The organism is Rhizobium mesoamericanum STM3625 (genome assembly GCF_000312665.1).
GTDB classification, from domain to species: Bacteria; Pseudomonadota; Alphaproteobacteria; order Rhizobiales; family Rhizobiaceae; genus Rhizobium; species Rhizobium mesoamericanum.
In genome coordinates this window covers 3,304,696-3,325,901 of the sequence record NZ_HF536772.1, presented here as the reverse complement: position 1 = coordinate 3,325,901, position 21,206 = coordinate 3,304,696, and the positions used below count along the sequence as shown (strand labels likewise).

Sequence of the window (21,206 nt, the reverse complement as noted above, 5' to 3'; positions counted from 1 at the left end):
ATAGCGGCTCGGATCGGTTTGGGGCATCGCTAGGCCAGCGTGTAGGCCGTCTTGACGCTCGTATAGAACTCAGCCGCGTACTTGCCCTGCTCGCGCGGACCGTAGGACGAGCCTTTGCGACCGCCGAACGGAACGTGGAAGTCGACGCCTGCGGTCGGCAGGTTGACCATGACCATACCCGCCTCTGAGTTGCGCTTGAAATGGGTCGCATGCTTGAGGCTTGTCGTGGCGATCCCGGCCGACAGGCCGAACGGCGTGTCGTTGGCGGTCGCCAGCGCGTCATCATAGTCCTTGACGCGGATGACCGAGACAACAGGACCGAAGATTTCCTCTCTGCTGATACGCATCTGGTTCGTGGCTTCTGTAAACAGCGTCGGCTGCAGATAAAAGCCGGGCGTCTCACGGGTGATGAGTTCGCCGCCGAAGGCGAGCTTGGCACCCTCTTTCCGGCCGATCTCGATGTAATCGGTATCCGTTTTCAACTGCTTTTCGTCGACGACAGGGCCGATATGCGTGCCTGGCTTCATCGCATTGTCGACCACCAGCGTATTCAGCTTTTCCGTCAGTGCGGCAACGAACCTGTCGTGAATGCCTTCAGTAACGATCAAGCGCGAAGACGCCGTGCAGCGCTGGCCGGTGGAGAAGAAGCCGGAATTGGCCGCTGCTTCGACAGCGACCGTGAGGTCGGCGTCATCGAGGACGACCATCGGGTTCTTGCCGCCCATTTCGAGCTGGAACTTGCGGTTATGCTCGATCGAGGCAGCTGCGACCCGGCGGCCAGTGCCGGTGGATCCGGTGAAGGTGATGCCGGTAACATCGGGACTGTCGAGCATTGCCTGGCCGACAACCGAGCCTTTTCCCATGACAAGGTTCAGCACGCCCTTCGGCAGGCCGGCACGGTGCAGGATGTCGACGATTGCCCAGGAGCACCCCGGAACAAGTTCGGCCGGCTTGAAGACCACGGTGTTGCCGTAGCAGAGTGCGGGCGCGATCTTCCAGGCGGGAATCGCGATGGGGAAGTTCCACGGCGTGATGATACCGATGACGCCCAGCGGGTCACGCGTGATCTCGACGCCGATGTTGGGGCGAACAGACGGGACGACCTCACCTGCAAGGCGCAGCGCTTCGCCAGCAAAGAATTCGAAGATCTGCGAGGCCCGGATTGTTTCGCCGATCGCCTCGGGAAGCGTCTTGCCCTCTTCGCGCGCGAGCAGCGCACCGAGCTCGTCCTTGCGCGCCATGATCTCGTCGCCGGCCTTCTTCAGGATGACGTGACGTTCCCAGATCCCAGAGCGCGACCAGGCCGGAAAGGCGGCCTTGGCGGCGGCAATCGCATTCTTCGTGTCTTCGGTTGAGCCGTCCGCATAAAGGCCAACGACTTCGTTCGTGTTCGACGGATTGATGTTCTTCGTCGCGTCCGATCCGACCCATTCGCCGGCAATGAGGTTTTGATAGATGGTCATGGCTGACTTAAGCCTCCTTCACCGTTTCTTGGAAACGGCCCGGCCGCCGAAGCGGCCGGGCCTTGCGAAATCAGAGCTGCTTGACGGCGATCTCTTCTTCGGCGGCAATCTTTAAAGGGTTGCGCAGCGGCAGGCCGAACTCGGCGACTTCGATTTCGAAGACGTCGCCTTCTTCGGCCTTGATGCCTTCCGCAAAGGAGAGCGTCGCGGTGCCGAACATATGAACGTGGACGTCGCCGGGCACGCGGAACAGGTCGTATTTGAAATGGTGGTACTCGAGGTTTGCGAAGGTGTGCGACATGTTCGCTTCACCCGAAAGGAAGGGCTTTTCGAAGATCACCTTCTCGCCGCGCTTAATGCGCGAGGTACCGCGGATATCGTTCGGCGCCACACCGATGCGGATTTCTGGGCCGAAGCTTGCCGGGCGCAGCTTCGAGTGCGCGAGGTAGAGATAGTTGATCCGTTCGGTGACGTGATCGGAGAACTCGTTCGACAGGGCAAACCCGATCCGGAAAGGCGTGCCGTCGTCAGCGATGACGTAGATGCCGGCCATTTCAGGTTCTTCGCCGCCGTCGAGGGCAAACGACGGGGACACGAGCGGTGCGCCGGGAGCCGCCGAACCATAGCCGTTGCCCTTGTAGAACCACTCGGGCTGAACGCCCTTTTCACCGGCCTTCGGTTTCCGTTTTCGAGGCCCATCTTGAACATCTTCATCGAGTCGGTGAGCGTGTCTTCAGCGGCCTCGGACGTTTTCTTGTGCATGGAGTCACGCGTAGCGGCGGAGCCGAGATGGGTCAGGCCGGTTCCTGTCAGATGCAGGTGCGCCGCATCGGGATGGGTCATCGGCGGCAGAAACTTGCCTTCAGCATAAGCCTTTTCGAGATCGACGGCATCGCCAAGGCCATGCGCTTCGATCACCTGTACCAGCGACTTGCCGCCGTTTGCAGCTTCCATGGCCAGCGCGTAGACGCTGCCGGCATTCTTGACGGCTTTCGCGGTACCGCTCGGCTCGCGCACGGCGACAATGATCTCTCCGTTCGAACCCTTGATCTGCGAAATGAGCACGGTCTTCATCCTTTTTTTCGATAGCGCGGGAAATGCTTCGCCAACCCGGCTCGGTTAAGAAGCCGGATTGGTACGTTCACATGACTGCGAATGCCTGGGCACGCCGGAGCGCTTAGCCCTTGTTTTTGTTATAGACGTCGAAGAAGACGGCAGCGAGAAGCACCAGTCCCTTGACCATCTGCTGGAAGTCGATGCCGAGACCGACGATCGACATGCCGTTGTTCATGACACCCATGATGAAGGCGCCGATGACGGCACCGGTGATCTTGCCAACGCCGCCCGATGCCGAAGCACCACCAATGAAGCAGGCAGCGATGACGTCGAGCTCGAAGCCGACGCCCGCTTTCGGGGTTGCTGAGTTCAGGCGCGCCGCGACGATCATGCCGGCGAGGCCAGCCAGGACACCCATATTGACGAAGGTGTAGAAGCTCAGCCGCTCAGTGTTGATACCGGAAAGCTTAGTCGCCTTTTCGTTGCCGCCCATTGCGTAAATGCGGCGGCCAATCGTCGTGCGACGCGTCACGAAGGTGTAGGCCGCGATCAGCACAAGCATCACAACCAGAACGTTCGGCAGGCCCCTATAGGTCGACAGCTGAAAGCCGAGGAACAGGACTGCCAGCGCGATGATAGCGTTCTGCGCAACGAAGAAACCAAACGGCTCGACGTCAATGCCGTGGCTCTCGTTCACCTTGCGGCGGCGCCAGGCAAGGAAAAACAGCACAACCGGGATGATGACGGTCAATACCAGCGAGGTAGAATGCAGCGGAATGCCGGCAATATCGATCATATCACCCGGCAGGAATCCCGTCGAAATGACTTGGAAGTCTTTCGGGAAGGGTCCGATGTTCTTGCCGCCGAGCACGAAGAGCGTCAGACCGCGGAAGACGAGCATGCCAGCGAGCGTGACGATGAAGGCCGGAATGCGGTGATAGGCGATCCAATAGCCCTGCGCAGCGCCGATTGCACCGCCAAGGACCAGGCAAAGAATGCCCGCCACGACGAAATTCATCTGCATATTGACGGTCAAAATAGCCGCGACCGCGCCGACAAACGCGACGATCGAGCCGACTGAAAGGTCAATATGGCCTGCCACGATGACGAGCAGCATGCCGAGCGCCATGATGACGATGAACGAGTTCTGCAGGACGAGGTTCGTGAGGTTGACGGGCTTGAAGAGAATACCGCCCGTATAGAACTGGAAGAATACCATGATCGCGACGAGCGCAATGAGCATGCCGTATTCGCGAATGTTGCTTCGGATATAGTCCGCAACGGAAACGACGTTGCTTTCCTCGGTGGCTGAAGGGTTGACCGGAGTCATTGTTTCTTCTCCCCTGAGCGCATGATAGCGCGCATGATGGTTTCTTGGCTCGCCTCTCCCTTTGGCAGTTCCGCAACGATACGTCCTTCATTCATGACGTAGATGCGGTCGCACGTGCCAAGCAGTTCGGGCATTTCCGATGAGATCATCAGAACACCTTTGCCGTCGGCGGCGAGCTGGTTGATGATAGTATAGATTTCGTATTTGGCACCGACATCGATACCGCGAGTGGGTTCGTCGAGGATCAGAACGTCGGGATCGGAAAACAGCCACTTCGACAGCACAACCTTTTGCTGGTTGCCGCCCGAAAGATTGACCGTCTCCTGGAAGATGCTCGAACTGCGGATGCGCAGCTTCGAGCGGTAGTCCGATGCGACCTTCGATTCCTTGATAGTGTCGATAACGGTGGCGCTCGAGACGCCGGCCAGATTGGCAAGCGTCGTGTTGTGAACGATGTTCTCGCCGAGCACGAGCCCCAGATGCTTACGGTCTTCGGTCACATAGGCAAGGCCTGCATCGATTGCCTTGCGAACGGTGCTGACATCCACCGGTTTGCCGTGCATGGACACGTCGCCATGGATCCTGTGTCCATAGGATTTGCCGAACAGGCTCATTGCAAATTCGGTGCGACCGGCGCCCATCAGGCCCGCGATACCGACCACTTCGCCCTTGCGAACGGTGACGTTGATGTCGTGCAGGACCTGGCGATCACGGTGATGCTGGTGATAGGCGTTCCAGTTCTTCACCTCAAGGATCGTCTCGCCGATCGGCACGGAGCGCGGCGGGTAACGATCAGCAAGCTCACGGCCCACCATATTCTTGATGATAATGTCTTCGCTGATCTCTTCGGTCTGACAGTCGAGCGTCTTGACCGTCATGCCGTCGCGCAGGACCGTGATCTGGTCAGCGACCTTGCGCACTTCGTTGAGCTTGTGCGTGATGATGATCGACGTCAGGCCCTGGTTGCGGAACTCGATCAGGAGCTCAAGCAGCGCATCGGAATCCTTTTCGTTGAGCGAAGCCGTCGGCTCGTCGAGGATCAACAACTTCACGCTCTTCGACAGCGCCTTGGCGATTTCGACCAGCTGCTGCTTGCCGACGCCGATATCGGTGACGAGCGTCTCCGGCGACTCCTTGAGGCCAACCTTGCTCAGCAGCTCTTTCGTGCGCCTGAAGGCTTCCTGCCATTTGATGATGCCGCTCTGGGCGACTTCGTTGCCGAGAAAGATGTTTTCGGCGATCGACAGGAGCGGCACGAGCGCCAGTTCCTGGTGAATGATGACGATGCCGATTTCCTCGGAATCCTTGAGTGCCTTGAAATGACGGACGTCGCCTTCGTAGACAATGTCGCCGTCGTAGGTTCCGGCCGGGTAAACGCCGGAGAGAACTTTCATCAGGGTCGACTTGCCGGCCCCGTTTTCACCCACCAATGCGTGGATCTCACCTTGTCGAACCTTGAGGTTCACATTCTCAAGCGCCTTTACGCCTGGGAACGTCTTGGTGATGTTCCGCATTTCGAGGATTGTATTGTCCATGGTCATAATCCAGCGCCAGCAGCCAAAGGGGCGCGGCGATCATAAAATTGAAGACCGGAACCCGCAAGCAGCGGGTTCCGGCCAACGTGGTACAATTATTACTTCAGCTGCTCAGCCTTGTAGTAACCGCCTTCGACGAGAACCTTCTCGTAGTTGGTCTTGTCAACTGCGACCGGAGTCAGCAGGTAGGACGGAACAACCTTCACACCGTTGTCGTAGGTCTTGGTGTCGTTGACTTCAGGCTCCTTGCCTTCCATCAGAGCGTTGACCATGCCGACAGTAACCTTTGCGAGGTCACGGGTGTCCTTGAAGATCGTGGAGTGCTGCTCGCCAGCGATGATCGACTTGACCGACGGAACTTCTGCGTCCTGGCCGGTAACGACCGGGAGCGGCTGATCCGGGGTGCCGTAGCCAACGCCCTTCAGCGACGAGATGATGCCGATGGACAGACCGTCGTAAGGCGACAGAACTGCATTGACCTTCGCGTCGGTGTAGTTAGCCGAGAGCAGGTTGTCCATACGAGCCTGGGCCGTTGCCGGGTCCCAACGCAGCGTACCGACCTTGTCCATGCCGGTCTGGCCGGACTTCACGACCAGCTTGCCGCTGTCGATGTAAGGCTGCAGGACAGACATTGCGCCGTCGTAGAAGAAGAAGGCGTTGTTGTCGTCAGGCGAACCACCGAAGAGCTCGATGTTGAACGGACCCTTGCCATCCTTGAGGCCGAGGGCATCAACGATGGACGTTGCCTGCAGAACGCCGACCTTGAAGTTGTCGAAGGTCGCGTAGTAGTCGACGTTAGCGGAGTCACGGATCAGACGGTCATAGGCGATAACCTTGATGCCTGCGTCGTGAGCCTTCTGGAGAACGTCGGAAAGCGTCGTGCCGTCGATAGCGGCGATGACGAGAACCTTAACGCCCTTCGTGACCATGTTCTCAATTTGAGACAGCTGGTTCGGAATGTCGTCGTCAGCGTATTGCAGGTCGGTGCTGTAGCCAGCTTCCTGGAGCTGCTTGACGATGTTGTTACCGTCATCGATCCAGCGAGCGGACGACTTCGTGGGCATTGCAATGCCGACAGTTCCCTTGTCGGCTGCCATAGCCGGCATTACGAACGAAGCGACGCCAAAGGCCGCCGCTGCCATCAACGAGATAATGGATTTCATATCTCTCTCTCCCTTAGTTAATAAACGCACGGACGAAAAATCGCCCGCTCCGAAACTGTGGCAGGTTCCGTCTTGGATAATACTTCAGATGGTGAGAAACGAAGTAGGTCTCCTCCACGCTCTCACACGTGTTGAGTGCCAACCAGCACACGGCGGCAAACTGGTATGGAATCCTATAACTGTCAAATAGAATAACTGGCAAAGTGCATAACAATTTTGGTATATCGTTAAAAAGTATTACTTTTGATGGAACGCGGTTGGGAGGCCGCAACCATGGCGTTTATTTCAGACCTGCAGACCGATGCCCATGTGGATATTCAAACGGATATCTTCGGTGACGACGCCCTTTTAAGATCGGGGCTTAAACTGAATCACCTGCGAATGATCGTCGCAATCGAAGATAGCGGGCAAATTTCAGCCGCTGCCGAGGTGCTGAACATTTCGCAGCCGGCGGCATCGCGAATCCTGTCGGAAATGGAGTCGATCGTTAAGATGCCGCTCTATGAACGCGTGGCCCGCGGCGTCGTTCTGACGACCTTCGGACAGGCGCTTGCCAGGCGGGCGCGCAAGATCATGCTGGAGCTGCGCGAGGCCGGCCGCGAGATTGCCGAACTGAAGACCGGAAAGGGCGGCGCCGTCTTTATCGGCGCGGTGACTGCTCCGGCCATGAGCCTTGTGGTGCCAGCGATCAAGCGGGTTAGAACAGCCCTGCCGAGCATCGAGGTGACCATTCAGGTAGAGACGAGCAACGTGCTCGCGCGCGAATTGCTTGCCGCCCGGCACGACTTCATCATCAGCCGCATTCCCGACGATCTCAATCCACGTTTATTCCAGGTCCAGGAGATCGGTGTCGAAAAGGCCTGCCTTATCGTGCGGGGTGGCCATCCGCTACTGAAGAAGGAGATCGTCTCTCTTGACGACCTTCCGCAATATGATTGGGTCTTCCAGCCTGCAGGGACGCTGCTGCGCCGGACGATCGAGGACCTGTTCCTCTCTCGAGCCGTGCCGCTACCGGAAAATATCGTCAACACCTCGTCGCTACTTCTCACCTGCGCGACAGTCTGCCAGACAGATGCAATCGCTCCGATCGCACTTGACGTCGCGCAGTTCCTGGCAACCCACAAGGCGAAGGCGTCCGATGTGCGGGTGTTGCCGATCGATTTCGAGATCAATGTCAGACCTTACAGCCTGATCACTGTGAAGGAGCGGGCACTCCCCCCGAGCGCCCGGCTGCTCTACGACCTGGTGCTGGACGAAAGCAAGAAGGCCGCTGCCTGACAAGCCTTGCACCATTTTACTCGCATCTAATGCCAGCCTGCAATGGAGGGCAATCATGCTGTTCGGCCAATCGGTATTCCAGTCCGTGCTCGACCGCTTGAAGGCGGAGGACGAGACTGTCGAAGAAAACGCACCGGCTTCGGCCCGTGTGAGTGGCCTCAATAGCGGACTGGCTTTCAACGTCATGGAAGGAGTCTCGGCATCGTCAGCACGGCCCGATCGGGCATACTTCGAGACCATGGAGTTCGCCCATGAGAAGACAGCCGCCGCGCCCCTGACGCCTCCCGAGCCGGAGCCCGAGCCGGTGATGCCGGATTATCTGGCACACATCACGGCAGACGACATCGCTGCCGAACTGGACATTTCAGCGCTCGATACGGTGCAAAGTCTCAGCCTGAAACGCCGCGCCTTTGCCAAGAAGAACCATCCTGACCGCGTTGATCCGCGGTTCCGTGCGAACGCCACGACGCGGATGACGACAGCCAACCTGTTGATCGACAAGGCGCTGCGTCGCCTCGCCCGCTAGCTTAAGCTAGTCCGCGTCCTTGTTGTCTTCCGTTTCTTCCTCGTTATCGGGCGATGGCGGCGTGGCGGTCTCCAACGATTGCGGTTTGTAGGTCCAAAACAGCATATAGGCCGCGTAGACGCCGGCGCCGCCCGACAACACTGCCCAGAACGGATCGCCGGTGATGATTTCGACCACCGCCCAGCCGAAACAAACGGCCACAATCAGAATGCGGGCCCAAAGCGGGCGATAGGCCGGATGTTGTGGATCAATCAGTTGCATGTCGTTCCCATAGCTAAATTGTCACACGTCTTTAAGGTGGATTTTGAAAATGTGAAAGAGCGCCGGCTTGACGCGGCGGACATAAAATGGAATGAAAATTCCACATTTGATGCAATTCGGTTCGTTTGTTCCGAGTCCAAGGGAGGTTCTCATGACAGTCAGATTTGGTCTTCTCGGCGCCGGCCGTATCGGCAAGGTTCATGCGAAGGCGGTCAGTGGCGATGCAAACGCCAGGCTCGTCGCCGTCGCTGACGCCTTTCCACAGGCCGCCGAAGCGATCGCGTCGGCCTATGGCTGCGAGGTTCGCACGATCGAGGCGATCGAAGCCGCCAAGGACATCGACGCCGTCGTCATTTGCACACCGACCGACACTCACGCTGATCTGATCGAGCGCTTCGCGCGCGCCGGCAAGGCGATCTTCTGCGAAAAGCCGATCGATCTCGACGTTGCCCGCGTCAAAGCTTGTATCAAGGTCGTAGAAGAGACCAACGCCAAATTGATGGTTGGTTTCAACCGCCGTTTCGACCCGCATTTCATGGCCGTTCGCAAGACGATCGACGACGGCCGAATCGGCGACGTCGAAATGGTGACGATCACCTCACGCGATCCGGGTGCTCCGCCGGTCGACTACATCAAACGTTCCGGCGGCATCTTCCGCGATATGACCATCCATGATTTCGACATGGCCCGCTTCCTGCTCGGCGAGGAACCGGTTGTCGTCAGCGCTACCGCGGCGGTTCTTGTCGACAAGGCGATTGGCGACGCCGGTGACTACGACAGCGTTTCGGTGATCCTGCAGACGAAGTCCGGTAAGCAGGCAATCATCTCCAACTCCCGCCGCGCGACCTACGGCTACGACCAGCGCATCGAAGTGCATGGTTCGAAGGGCATGGTCGCAGCGGAGAACCAGCGCCCGGTCTCGATCGAGGTCGCCAATGGCGATGGTTACACCCGCCCGCCGCTGCACGACTTCTTCATGACCCGCTACACCGAAGCCTACGCTAACGAGATCGCGAGCTTCATAGCTGCAATCGAGAAGGGCACGAAGATTGCGCCGTCCGGCGCCGACGGCCTGGCGGCTCTGGCACTTGCCGATGCTGCCGTGCAGTCCGTCAAGGAAGGCAAGCTCATCAAGATTGGCTGACGGCCTTCTCCCGACCGAAAGCCACCTGTGAAATGGCCGGGTCCTGCCCGGCCATTTCTCGTTTCATCGGCACCCGCAGCGGCCCGCGCGTCAATCCATCCCCTGAATGCCGGACATAACCAGTTCCTGATCGATCACGGACAATGCCCTGTCCAGATGTCCCTCAAAGACGAGGATCGGCTCGTCAGGCACGACGCGGATCTCCGGCATCCCTTCCATCCGCACGACGTGCGACTGACCAAGCCCTTCCTCGATCCCCTGTCGCAACAGATCGTAGTAGCGCGTGCCCGGACCCGTGATTGCAATGGGCATGCGCTCCGTGAGGCTGAGGAGACGCGAAAGTCCGTTTCCAAGTGCGATACCGGCCTGCCTGAATGCAAAGGCAGACATCCGATGCCCATGACGAGCCTGCGCAGCGATCTTGTCGAGTTCAGCGACTGGCACGAACTTGGCCGGGATCGTATCGAGCGGCACCTCGAAGGCCATGCGCAGAATAGCGTAGAAGCCCGCGTAGGCCTCGATGCACCCCTTACTGCCACAGCGACAAAGGCCGCCATTCGCCATGTGGAGCATATGTCCGAAATTCGGAGCCGAGATTTCGCGCTCCCCCTGCCCCGTGCGCCTGACAATGCCAAGCCCGATGCTGTGTCCGAGCGACAACGCGGCAAGCGACCGGAAATCGGCCGGCCTCGTGGTCTCTTCGTGCGCGCCCAGTGCGGCTGCAACAAGCTGCGTCTCATTGCCCAGGAGGATTCTCGCCTGCCAGTCCGGTCGCAAAGCCGATTCGAAGTCGATCTGATTGCTGCCGAAAATCGGTGACCAAACCAGGACAGGGTCCGTGGCATGCACGAGACCCTTGCTGCTGATCGATATCAGCAGCACCTTTTCCTGAGGAACCTTTGAACGTGAAAGAATGCGTGCAAGCCCCTCCTTGATAGAGGCTATAAATCGCTCGGCGCCGGCGGGATCACGCGACCTCTCTTCGCTGAACCGGTCGATGAGCTTACCGGCATAGTCGACCAACGAATATTGCACGCCATCAGATGAAATAATCACGACGACGAGGTAACCACAGTCGCGCCTTTGCCGGAACAGCACGCGCGGGCGCCCTCTTCCGCTCGTTGCCTGGTGCTCGGATTTCTCGATGATTTGCGCTTTCTCGAGGTCAGCGGTGATGGCGGAAATCGTCGCCGAGGAAAGCTTCGTAAAGTCGGAAATCTCCGTATGCGCCAAGGCGCCATGTCTTCGAAGCGCGGCGAGCACGAGCACGCTATTTCGCTGCCGGACCAACTCCGTACTCGACTTGGTCAGCATAGATGCCGGCCCCTTCCCCCTCGCATTCCCCCTCGTTCACACTGCATCTCCATCACTTTTCCACTCGGAAAATAGCCGGTAGTGCGGTGTTGACAGTTGAAAAAATCTCTGACACTAAATTTCTCGACTGTCGAGAAAATAATTTGAACCTTTCTCGCCAGCGAACCGCGGCGGCCGGAGGACCACAGGCTGGGGCTGGCCGCTATTCACTCGGGAGGATCTAATGAAATCTATGTTGAAGCTGATGGCCGGGGCGGCCATCTTGGTGTCGGTGCATACCGCCGCGATGGCTGCTGACCTCGTCGTTGGCGTTTCCTGGTCGAACTTCCAGGAAGAGCGTTGGAAGACTGACGAAGCCGCCATCAAGAAGGCCCTGGAAGCCAAGGGCGCCAAGTACATTTCCGCTGATGCGCAGTCTTCTGCCGCAAAACAGCTCACCGACGTTGAGTCGCTGATTTCGCAGGGCGCGAACGCACTCATCATCCTCGCTCAGGACTCCGACGCAATCGGCCCGGCCATCGAAAAGGCCGCCGCTGAAGGTATCCCGGTCGTTGGCTATGACCGCCTTATCGAAAATCCGGCTGCTTTCTATATCACCTTCGACAACAAGGAAGTCGGCCGTCTCCAGGCTGAAGGCGTGTTCAAGGTCAAACCGGAAGGCAACTACGTCTTCATCAAGGGCTCTTCGTCAGACCCGAACGCGGACTTCCTGTTCTCGGGCCAGATGGAAGTGCTGAAGGCTGCCGTCGATGCCGGCAAGATCAAGAACGTCGGCGAAGCCTACACGGATGGCTGGCTGCCGGAGAATGCACAGCGCAACATGGAGCAGTTCCTGACCGCGAACAACAACAAGGTTGACGCCGTTGTTGCTTCGAACGACGGCACCGCCGGTGGCGCCATCGCAGCCCTCGACGCACAGGGCCTCGCCGGCTCCGTCCCGGTTTCCGGTCAGGACGCCGATAAGGCCGCTCTGAACCGCGTCGCGCTCGGCACGCAGACGGTCTCCGTCTGGAAGGACTCGCGCGAACTAGGCAAGCGCGCTGCAGAAGTTGCACTTGACCTTGCTGCCGGCAAGAAGATGAACGAAATCGAAGGCGTTCAGACCTTCAAGGGCGGCGCCAAGGGCGTTCCGATGGAATCGGTATTCCTTAAGCCTCTTCCGATCACCAAGGACAACCTGAACGTCGTCATCGACGCCGGCTGGATCTCCAAGGCTGAAGCTTGCCAGGGCGTCAAGGCCGGCAGCGTCAAGGCTTGCAACTAATCTACGGCCGCAAAGGCATAGATTGCCGGCGCCGCAGCGGCTGAGACCGTTGCGGCGCCGGACGCGGATTTTGAACCGTCGCTCGACGGAAATTTCCGCATCACCCAACCATCGCGGCGTTGATTCCCTGCCGGTTTCATGTCGCGGGACTGAGCGACCGAAATTCGGATGCACGGCGATGGTCAGTACAAGAACGGGGACGAAGGCGCAGGCTTCAACGCGACGCCCGACCATGTCCAAACAGTGGGGGAACGGCAAACCCATGGCCGAAATGGTAAAATCCACAACATCGAGCGGACCGACCGTGGCAGAGGGCAATCTCGTCAGCCGCTTCTTCCGCGCAACCGAAATCGATACGCGCCTTCTCGGCATGATCGGCGCGCTCGTGATCATCTGGATCGGTTTTCACATCATCACCGGCGGACTGTTTCTGACGCCACGAAATCTCTGGAACCTTTCGGTTCAGACGACCGATATCGCGGTCATGACGACAGGCATGGTCTTGATCATCGTGACGCGCAACATCGACCTCTCCGTCGGCTCCGTGCTCGGCCTCTGTGCCATGATCATGGGCGTGACGCAGGCGAAGATCCTGCCGGAATTCATCGGCTTCGACAGCCCCTTCACTTGGATCATCACGCTGATTGTCGGCCTGCTCGCCGGTGCACTGATCGGCACGTTTCAGGGCCTCATCATCGCCTTCCTGAACGTCCCCTCCTTCATCGTGACGCTCGGCGGCCTGCTCGTCTGGCGTGGTGTGACCTGGCTCGTCACCAGCGGTCAGACCGTTGCCCCGATGGACCAGACCTTCCGCATCATGGGCGGTGGCGCCGAAGGCTCGATCGGCGCGACCTGGAGCTGGATCGTCGGCGTCCTCGCCTGCCTTTTCGTTATCGGCAGCATCCTGAACTCGCGCCGCCAGCGCAAACGCTTCGGCTTCCCACGGCGCCCGATATGGGCCGAGTACTTCCTGTCGGCACTCTCCTGCGTCCTGATCCTCGGTGCGGTTTGGATCGCCAACAGCTACTACTGGCCGATCAACATCGCCAAGAAATACGCAGAGACAAACAATATTCCTTGGCCCGAAACCGGCCTGGATATCCCCTACGGCATTGCCGTGCCGGTTCTGATCGCCATTGTGGTTGGCATCATGATGACGTTCATCGCCACCCGCCTGCGCTTTGGCCGCTACGTCTTTGCGATCGGCGGTAACCCTGAGGCGGCAGAACTTGCAGGTATCAAGACCCGCTGGGTCACCGTCCGCATCTTTGCGTTGATGGGCATGCTCGCCGCGGTCGCTGCTGCCATCTCGACGGCGCGCCTCAATGCAGCCACCAACGCTCAAGGCACCCTCGACGAGCTCTACACCATCGCTGCGGCCGTGATCGGCGGCACGTCGCTTGCCGGCGGTACCGGCACGATCGCGGGCGCCATGCTCGGCGCGCTGGTCATGCAGTCGCTGCAGTCGGGCATGGTGCTTGCCCATGTCGACACGCCGCTGCAGAGCGTCGTCGTTGGCGCGGTGCTCGTCGTCGCCGTCTGGCTCGACACTGTCTATCGTTCGCGTGCCAAGTAAGAGGAGTCCCAGATATGACTGATCAACGCACTCCCCAGAACGCTCCTCTCGTCGAACTGAAGAACATCTCGATCTCCTTTGGTGGTATTCACGCCGTGGACAATGCTTCGGTCGATCTCTACCCGGGTGAAGTCGTCGCCCTGCTCGGCCACAACGGCGCCGGCAAGTCGACGCTCATCAAGATTCTCTCCGGCGCCTACAAGCGCGACAGCGGCGAGATCCTGATCAACGGCGAGCCGGCTGACATCCGCAATCCGCGCGATGCGAAGAAGTATGGCATCGAAACGATCTACCAGACTCTTGCCGTCGCCGATAATGTTGATGCCGCCGCCAACCTCTATCTCGGCCGCGAGCTGCGCACCCCCTGGGGCACGCTGGACGATGTCGCCATGGAGGCCTCGGCGCGCGAAGTGATGGGGCGCCTGAACCCGAACTTCCGCCGCTTCAAGGAGCCGGTGAAAGCGCTTTCCGGCGGCCAGCGGCAATCGGTGGCGATCGCCCGCGCGATCCTCTTCAACGCCCGCATCCTGATCATGGACGAGCCGACGGCCGCCCTTGGTCCGCAGGAAACAGCGCAGGTCGGCGAGCTGATCAAACAACTGAAGAAGGAAGGCATCGGCATCTTCCTGATCAGCCACGACATCCACGACGTCTTCGACCTCGCCGACCGCGTCTCCGTGATGAAGAACGGCCAGGTCGTCGGCCACGCCCGCACCGAGGACGTTACCAAGGACGAAGTGCTCGGCATGATCATCCTCGGCAAGGTACCACCTAAGGCCATTCCCGGCCCGGGCGCCATGCAGGTGTAATCCGGCAGATGTGAGACATAAAAGTCCGTCGCTCGCAAGAACGGCGGACTTTTCATTTTGTAGATTGATGCCGGCGAGAAGCTAGGCTAAGAACCACCCATCGGACAGGGCGATTCAAAGGCCTGCGGCATGCACCCGTAGCTCAGCTGGATAGAGTGTTGGATTCCGATTCCAAAGGTCACAGGTTCGAATCCTGTCGGGTGCGCCATTCAATTTCATTCTTGATCGCCACATAAACGCGGACTAGGTGCCACTAAGCGCGGACTGTGAAAACATAATTGCGGATTCTATATCCGCGGATGAGGCCGGGCTGTCCACAGACAGAGCCGACTTTTCGAAGGTCGCAATCGTTCCGCGTGGTACTGTCCAAAGGAGTTTAGACCCCCACTTGGTGTCGACAGCATCACAGCGCCGCACCCTCCCCGCAAAAGACATCATTGTCCGTTGACCTCGCCTATTCTGGCGCGACGAACCAAGACAGTGGCGGTTCCGGCCAATGCTTCCATCCCGCCGCAGTGCGATTTTGCAGGCCTTTCCACGAAGAAGGAACTGCATCATGTCGGAAAAAATCTGGTTTATAACTGGGGCCTCTCGCGGCTTCGGACGCGTCTGGACCGAAGCCGCACTTGCGCGTGGCGACAGGGTCGCGGCCACCGCCCGGGACGCTTCGAGCATTGCGGATCTGTCTGAACGATATGGCGATGCGATCCTGCCGCTGCAGCTCGACGTCACGGACGGGGCCGCCGTACGTAGGGCAGTCGACGAGGCGCATCGTCGCTTCAGCCGCCTGGACGTGGTCTTGAACAATGCGGGCTATGCTCTGGTCGGCGCGATCGAGGAAATTGGCGAGGACGATCTTCAGGCGGAATTCGACACCAACGTCTTCGGGATGCTGCGCGTCATTCAGGCCGCGCTTCCATATCTTCGCGAGCAGGAACGCGGCCGTATCGTCAGCGTTTCCAGCGTGGCTGGCCTTGTCGCTAACCCCATCGCCGGCGCATACAACATGTCGAAATGGGCGGTCGAAGCGATGCACGAGGCACTCGCCTCCGAAGTTATGAGCTTCGGCGTCAGAGTGACGCTGGTCGAGCCGGGAGCGTATGCCACCGACTTCGCAAGCGCGACTTCGCTGAAGATCTCCGAAGGGATCAACGCCTACGCCGAGCTCCGCCAGCACGCTTTCGCGGCGGGAGCGAAGATGAGCTTCGGCGATCCGCAGGCCACGCCCGAGGCCCTCTTCGCGATAGTCGACTCCCCCGAGCCTCCGCTGCGGTTCTTCCTGGGCACGGAGGGCATGCCTGTCGTCGGAGCGGCATATGCTGCAAGGCTAGCCGAGTGGGCGGCCTGGAAGGAACTGTCCGATGCCGCGCAGGGCGTCCCGTCGGCTCGCCAAATGGCATCACCATGACTGCTTCGCGTTGCCCGCTCACGCCGTCGCTATTCGACGGCCCGACGGCGCCCCCGCAAGGCGATCTGGCGACGTTTCTGAAGTCCTGGGCGCGGAATCCGCTCCAGGTCGCCGCGATCGCGCCATCGGGCCGTGCGCTAGCCAAACTGATGACGCGAGACATCGGTCCCAGGACGGGACGGGTGATCGAGATAGGACCCGGCACCGGAGCGTTCACCAGAGCTATCCTCGCCCGCGGCGTCGCGCCGGAAGCCCTGACACTGGTAGAGTACGATCCGGACTTCGTCCGGCTCCTGGGATCGCGGTTTCCTGAAGTCCGCATCATCCAGATGGACGCGGCGCGTCTCAAGGCAGTCGCCGTCGACGACCTTCGAACGGTCGGGGCGGTCGTGAGCGGGCTCCCCCTCCTGAGCATGTCGCTTCGGAAGGTGATGTCGATCCTCACGGGCGCGTTCGCGCATCTTGGACCAGGCGGCGCGTTCTATCAGTTCACCTATGGTCCGCAATGCCCCGTCGCACGCCCGGTGTTGGACCGGCTAGGATTAAAGGCGACGCACGTCGGAGGGACGATGCTGAACATTCCGCCCGCGTCGGTCTACCGAATCTCACGCCGGAGATCGCGTACGACCGCGGCGGCGGAATAGGCATTCGCGCGGAGCGGCGGCGCAAAGGCTGGGCGTCCTTCTGCGAATACATTGGCGCAATCGGCAAGTCATATGGCATATTGCGCCAATGCAGGGAGGGCTAACCATCGATAGTCTGAGTTTCATAAGGACGGCCTCGAGTGGCCGTTTCAACGCGAAGCCAGAAGGAACTGATCGCATGGCCGCCAGAGTCGCACTCGTTACCGGCGCCTCCTCAGGCATTGGGGAAGCCACCGCCCTTGAACTTAAAAGCAGGGGCTTCGTAGTCTACGGCGTCGCGCGCCGCGTCGACCGCATGCGTCACCTGGCAAGATCCGGTATCAAAGTCCTTTCGATGGACGTGACCGACGAAGACTCGATGCAGGCGACAGTCGACGCTATCGTCGCTGAAGCAGGCGCCATCGATGTACTGGTGAACAACGCCGGCTATGGGTCCTACGGCGCGGTCGAGGACGTGCCCATGGACGAAGCGCGAGCACAGTTCGACGTCAACGTCTTCGGAGCGGTGCGACTCATACAGCTCGCCCTGCCGCACATGCGGTTGCGCCGATCGGGTACGATCGTCAACATCACCTCCATGGGTGGAAAGATCCACACGCCGCTCGGCGCCTGGTACCACGGAACAAAGTTCGCGCTCGAAGCCATCAGCGACTGCCTACGCGTGGAACTGCGGCCTTTCGGCATCGAAGTCGTCGTGATAGAGCCGGGTGGCATCAGGACCGAGTGGGCAGGCATCGCCGCAGACAAGCTGCGCCAGACCTCTGGTCACGGTCCGTATGCGGTTCAGGCGAACGCCATGGCTCAATCGATGGTGGGCGAGGCAAGTGTCAAGCGCCAGTCTCCGCCCCAGCTCATCGCCGACACGATCGCGAAGGCCGTCACTGCGGCGAAGCCGAAGACGCGCTATGCGGTCGGGTTCGGGGCAAAGCCGATGATCTTCATGCGGAGCATCCTCTCCGACCGCGGCTTCGACGGAATGATGCGGATGGCCACGGGAATTTCGAAGGCTCTGAAAGCTCGGAGCGCCTAGGAGAAGCGGAAGATGGCGCAGGCCGACAAGTGCAAGATCCCCCAAGCGTTCTGGAGAGCTGCGGAGCGGTTCGGCATCCTGCCTGCCGCGTTGCTCCGGCAGGCCCGGCTGCCAGCCGCGCTGCATCTGGGCGACCAGACCTTCGTGACGACGAGCCAGTACTTCGCGCTCATGCAGGCTCTGACCGACCTCTCCGGCGATCCCGCCCTTGGCATCCGCATGGTGCAGACGGTCGACACTTCGGTCCATCCACCCTCCAGCCTCGCCGCCTTTTATGCACGCGACTATCGCGACGGGCTGACGCGGCTCGCGCGCTTCAAGCGGCTCTGCACCCCCGAGCAACTGCAGCTAGCCGAGGCTGGCGGCGACTGCATGATCCATATCGAATGGCCCTTCGCCCCCGGCGTCGAGCCCGCCATATCGATCGACATCACTTTCGCGACGCTCGTTGAATTGGGGCGGCGCGCCACGGGACAGGAGATTAAGCCGCGCAGGCTCGAACTGACCCGCAGCGGGCCTGTCACGACGACGCACGCGGAATACTTCGGATGCCCTATCCGGACAGGAGCGGCCCGTGACGTGCTCGTTCTTGATGCCTTCGACCTCGACAGGCCGTTTCCCGGTCACAACCCCGAGATGCTCGACATGCTGACCCCGGCACTAAGTTCGGCGCTCGGTGAAATCGAGGCGCATAGCTCGGTCGCCGAACAGGTGAAGATCGTGCTGAAGCGAAGCCTCGCGAGCGGCCAGCCCAGTCTCTCCGACGTGGCCCGGCAGCTTGGGATGAGCGACCGCACTCTGCAGCGCCGCATAACCGAGGAAGGATCCACCTTCCGGGAGCTGCTGTCCGACGCACGACGTGATCTCGGGCGCTACCTGCTGGCCGATCCGACGACCGACATCCAGGAAGTTGCATGTCTCCTTGGATATCAAGACACGACGTCCTTCTACCGGGCGTTCCGCGAATGGGAGGGGATGCCGCCCAACCGATGGCGCGAGATGAATATGGCCAGCCGTGAGGTCGCCGCGGCAAGCGGCCTTCATTGATAGGAAGCTCCGGCGGCGAGCGCGAATACTGCGGGTGCGACAGCACCATCGCCTACAGGAACCCCACGGCTCGCCAGCCGAGGTGCCTGGAATCTTGCCGAGAACGACACCTCCGACCACTACCTCCTGGAGCGCGAGTGGAACGAATGCGCGGCGATGAACATGGCGACGGCCGACCTGCAATAGACTTCGATCTCGTTGTCGTCCTCTGCTTTAGCCTCATCGAAGCGTGCGATAAGCAGTAGATCGGAACCTTTGAAAAGCGCGGCAAACAAGCGAGCAGACCGGGGCGGATCGGGCACGTTAAGAAGTGCCTTCGCGTGCAACTGGCGCAACAGGGCCTCGACCTGGGCAATGATATGAGCGGGCCCGGCTTCGTAATGGAGCTTGCTCAACGACATCTGGCTAGTGATGTCGGCCATGACCATGGCTTCGACACCGCGCACGTCCGGGCGCAGGAGCGTGCGAAGCAGCGACGATCCCACGGCCATGAGCTGATCTTCCGCCGAGCCGTCGATGCCTTCAAAAAGGGCCTGCGGTATTAGCTGCTGGCATCGGGCCGAAAACGCCGCCGCGAACAGGGCCTCCTTGTTCTCGAAGTGCCGATAGATGCTGAGCTTAGATATCTTCGCTCGCTGGGCGACCTTTTCCAAAGTCGTCGCTTGAAATCCCAATTCCGCAAAGAGTTCGCCCGCGGCGTCGACAATCGTTTGGCCAAGCGCCTCATTGGCAGGTCGGCCGCGCCGTGCGCGGATGTTCTCTTCGGGCACGATAATTATGATCCTTGACAGTATCGTTATTTCTTAATTACGATACTACAGAGTTACATAAATTGAAAGCGTGCGTTTCGTCGTGTTCGCCAAATCAGCTTTCTAATCCACGCACAGCGATATCGAATGCGTCTCACTGAACGGTATCGCGCGCCAGACCCAGCCCAATCACCTGCAGACAGGAGCCCTCTACCATGGATGACGTCATAATCATCGGCGGCAGCTTTGCTGGCCTAGCCGCCGCCCTTCAGCTCGGACGTGCCCGTCGCAAGGTCAGCGTTCTCGATACCGGCCTGCCGCGCAATCGCTTCGCCAGCCACTCGCATGGCCTGCTCGGCCACGATCACAAGCCACCGCTGGACATCCTGGCCGAGGCGCGGCAGCAACTGGCGCGTTATCCCACGGTCAGGCTGGTCAATGCGCGAGCAGACAGCATCTCCGGGACCATCGACAATTTCTCGGTCCTCACTGGCGGTGGCGAGAGCGTCGGCGCGCGCCGCGTGATCCTGAGCTACGGCGTTGTTGACCAAATGCCTGACGTTCTGGGTTTCGCCGAGAACTGGGGCACATCCGTCATCTCATGTCCCTACTGCGACGGCTTCGAAGTCGCTGACCAGCATTGGGGCCTCGTCTGGTCTGGCCCGCAGTCGATGAACCAAGTTAGGCTGTTTCACGATTGGACCGACAGGTTGACCGTCTTCGGCAATGGTCACGACATCACCCCCGACATCCGGGCCGATCTGGCGGGCCGCCAAGTACCTCTCGTGGATGGCCGGATCACCGGGATCGGACGTCACGGGAGCCATGGTGCCACCATCAAGCTCGATACCAGCCCCGATGTCGCGGTCGACATCCTCTTCGCACACCCGCGCAACAAGCCGTCCGCAAGCCTTCATGACGCACTGAGCCTCGCTACGGTAAATACGCCAACAGGCATCGCCCTCAGGACGGACGAGCGCCGCGAAACGAGCGTACCAGGCATCTACGCCGCCGGTGACCTTGCCAACCCCGGCATCCCCTCGGTCACAACGGCGATATGGCAGGGCGCGATGTCGGGGATCTTTGCCCAGCAGTCGATGTTGATTTGATAGCTCAAACACGTAGTTCTACGTCTATCTGGCAGACGGGGCGGGTTTTTTTGAAAGACTCCGCCAATTCAAGGACTCGATGGGGTATTATGGTTATTTAAACGTAATCAGCAGGAAGATTCCTCGCTTACCTACAATTGCGTGTTCCAGCAGCGGCTCCGATGCGGCTTCGTCCAGATTGCAGTTCTCAAGAAGGCGAAGCCAGCCGACCTGGAAAAGAAGCTCGCTGAAGCCAACAAGAAGTATCCGGCTGCCCGTCGGCGACGCTGATCACCAGCCGCAGGCATCACAGCACGGAACCGATTCTACGTGATGTTACGGGCCAAGAACTGGTTCGAATGTTATGCTACGGCCGTTTGTGAGAGAGGCCGCCATGACCAGTTCTGAAGCTCCGCATCATCCAAGGGTCCGTACGGCTTGTTCAATGTCATTAATCAGTCCACGGGCCTACCCGTGGAAGTGGAGCAACCGCAATACTTCTGGGAAAGTATCGAGGATAT

The 21,206-nt window shown here is 59.8% G+C and carries 18 protein-coding genes, 1 tRNA gene and 1 pseudogene; 12 read left to right on the top strand and 8 right to left on the bottom strand.

Annotation, left to right across the window (positions count from 1 at the left end):
• Positions 1-29 precede the first annotated feature (29 nt).
• From BN77_RS16320 to chvE, 5 genes and pseudogenes are all read right to left on the bottom strand, one after another.
• Positions 30-1,463 carry an aldehyde dehydrogenase family protein gene (locus tag BN77_RS16320; RefSeq protein ID WP_007533840.1) on the bottom strand — a complete coding sequence of 478 codons (1,434 nt, stop codon included), beginning with the start codon at positions 1,461-1,463 and terminating at the stop codon, positions 30-32.
• A 70-nt stretch (positions 1,464-1,533) separates the two neighbouring features.
• Positions 1,534-2,528, bottom strand: a pseudogene (araD1, locus tag BN77_RS16315) (AraD1 family protein).
• A 112-nt stretch (positions 2,529-2,640) separates the two neighbouring features.
• The gene (mmsB, locus tag BN77_RS16310) at positions 2,641-3,849 is read right to left on the bottom strand and encodes a multiple monosaccharide ABC transporter permease (RefSeq protein WP_007533839.1); all 1,209 of its coding nucleotides are present in this window, start codon (positions 3,847-3,849) and stop codon (positions 2,641-2,643) included.
• A complete protein-coding gene (gene mmsA / locus BN77_RS16305) occupies positions 3,846-5,384 on the bottom strand; it encodes a multiple monosaccharide ABC transporter ATP-binding protein (protein WP_007533837.1) in 1,539 nt (512 codons plus the stop codon). Before mmsA ends, mmsB begins: the two co-directional genes overlap by 4 nt.
• Before the next feature lie 98 nt (positions 5,385-5,482).
• A complete protein-coding gene (chvE, locus tag BN77_RS16300; protein ID WP_007533835.1) occupies positions 5,483-6,547 on the bottom strand; it encodes a multiple monosaccharide ABC transporter substrate-binding protein in 1,065 nt (354 codons plus the stop codon).
• 273 nt (positions 6,548-6,820) lie between these two features.
• On the opposite strand from chvE, the gene BN77_RS16295 reads away from it, so the two are divergent.
• On the top strand, positions 6,821-7,825 hold the full coding sequence (locus BN77_RS16295; RefSeq protein ID WP_040677846.1) for a LysR family transcriptional regulator: 1,005 nt from the start codon (positions 6,821-6,823) through the stop codon (positions 7,823-7,825).
• A 55-nt stretch (positions 7,826-7,880) separates the two neighbouring features.
• On the top strand, positions 7,881-8,351 hold the full coding sequence (locus BN77_RS16290; RefSeq protein WP_007533829.1) for a hypothetical protein: 471 nt from the start codon (positions 7,881-7,883) through the stop codon (positions 8,349-8,351).
• A gap of 6 nt (positions 8,352-8,357) precedes the next feature.
• Here the strand turns inward: BN77_RS16290 and BN77_RS16285 are convergent, their stop codons facing one another.
• Positions 8,358-8,612 (bottom strand): hypothetical protein, encoded by a 255-nt coding sequence (locus BN77_RS16285; RefSeq protein WP_007533827.1) that lies wholly within the window; start codon positions 8,610-8,612, stop codon positions 8,358-8,360.
• Positions 8,613-8,763: 151 nt separating this feature from the next.
• Between BN77_RS16285 and iolG the strand changes: the two genes are divergently transcribed.
• Entirely contained in the window at positions 8,764-9,756 is a 993-nt protein-coding gene (gene iolG / locus BN77_RS16280; RefSeq protein ID WP_007533825.1) for an inositol 2-dehydrogenase, read from the top strand.
• 90 nt (positions 9,757-9,846) lie between these two features.
• On the opposite strand, the gene BN77_RS16275 is transcribed toward iolG, so the two are convergent.
• Positions 9,847-11,070: an ROK family transcriptional regulator gene (locus tag BN77_RS16275; RefSeq protein WP_007533823.1), complete on the bottom strand. Its 1,224-nt coding sequence runs from the start codon at positions 11,068-11,070 to the stop codon at positions 9,847-9,849.
• Between the two features lie 223 nt (positions 11,071-11,293).
• Here BN77_RS16275 and xylF point away from each other — a divergent pair, with 223 nt between their 5' ends.
• The 8 genes from xylF (at position 11,294) to BN77_RS16235 (ending at position 18,848) form a co-directional block, all read left to right on the top strand.
• Positions 11,294-12,334, top strand: a complete 1,041-nt coding sequence (xylF, locus tag BN77_RS16270) for a D-xylose ABC transporter substrate-binding protein (protein ID WP_007533821.1) — start codon at positions 11,294-11,296, stop codon at positions 12,332-12,334.
• A gap of 262 nt (positions 12,335-12,596) precedes the next feature.
• Positions 12,597-13,910: a sugar ABC transporter permease gene (locus tag BN77_RS16265; protein WP_007533819.1), complete on the top strand. Its 1,314-nt coding sequence runs from the start codon at positions 12,597-12,599 to the stop codon at positions 13,908-13,910.
• A gap of 14 nt (positions 13,911-13,924) precedes the next feature.
• Positions 13,925-14,719, top strand: coding sequence for an ATP-binding cassette domain-containing protein (locus tag BN77_RS16260; protein ID WP_007533817.1), 795 nt, complete (start codon positions 13,925-13,927; stop codon positions 14,717-14,719).
• Positions 14,720-14,850: 131 nt separating this feature from the next.
• Positions 14,851-14,927 (top strand) — tRNA-Arg (locus BN77_RS16255).
• A 348-nt stretch (positions 14,928-15,275) separates the two neighbouring features.
• Positions 15,276-16,127 carry an SDR family NAD(P)-dependent oxidoreductase gene (locus BN77_RS16250; protein ID WP_007533815.1) on the top strand — a complete coding sequence of 284 codons (852 nt, stop codon included), beginning with the start codon at positions 15,276-15,278 and terminating at the stop codon, positions 16,125-16,127.
• On the top strand, positions 16,124-16,771 hold the full coding sequence (locus tag BN77_RS16245; protein ID WP_007533813.1) for a class I SAM-dependent methyltransferase: 648 nt from the start codon (positions 16,124-16,126) through the stop codon (positions 16,769-16,771). Before BN77_RS16250 ends, BN77_RS16245 begins: the two co-directional genes overlap by 4 nt.
• Before the next feature lie 178 nt (positions 16,772-16,949).
• Complete coding sequence (locus tag BN77_RS16240; RefSeq protein ID WP_007533810.1) at positions 16,950-17,801, top strand: oxidoreductase; 852 nt, start codon at positions 16,950-16,952, stop codon at positions 17,799-17,801.
• Positions 17,802-17,813: 12 nt separating this feature from the next.
• A complete protein-coding gene (locus BN77_RS16235; RefSeq protein ID WP_007533809.1) occupies positions 17,814-18,848 on the top strand; it encodes an AraC family transcriptional regulator in 1,035 nt (344 codons plus the stop codon).
• Positions 18,849-18,967: 119 nt separating this feature from the next.
• Here the strand turns inward: BN77_RS16235 and BN77_RS16230 are convergent, their stop codons facing one another.
• A complete protein-coding gene (locus tag BN77_RS16230) occupies positions 18,968-19,621 on the bottom strand; it encodes a TetR/AcrR family transcriptional regulator (protein ID WP_425280238.1) in 654 nt (217 codons plus the stop codon).
• 191 nt (positions 19,622-19,812) lie between these two features.
• Between BN77_RS16230 and BN77_RS16225 the strand changes: the two genes are divergently transcribed.
• Positions 19,813-20,706 (top strand): NAD(P)/FAD-dependent oxidoreductase, encoded by an 894-nt coding sequence (locus tag BN77_RS16225; protein ID WP_007533807.1) that lies wholly within the window; start codon positions 19,813-19,815, stop codon positions 20,704-20,706.
• The last annotated feature ends 500 nt before the right edge of the window (positions 20,707-21,206 follow it).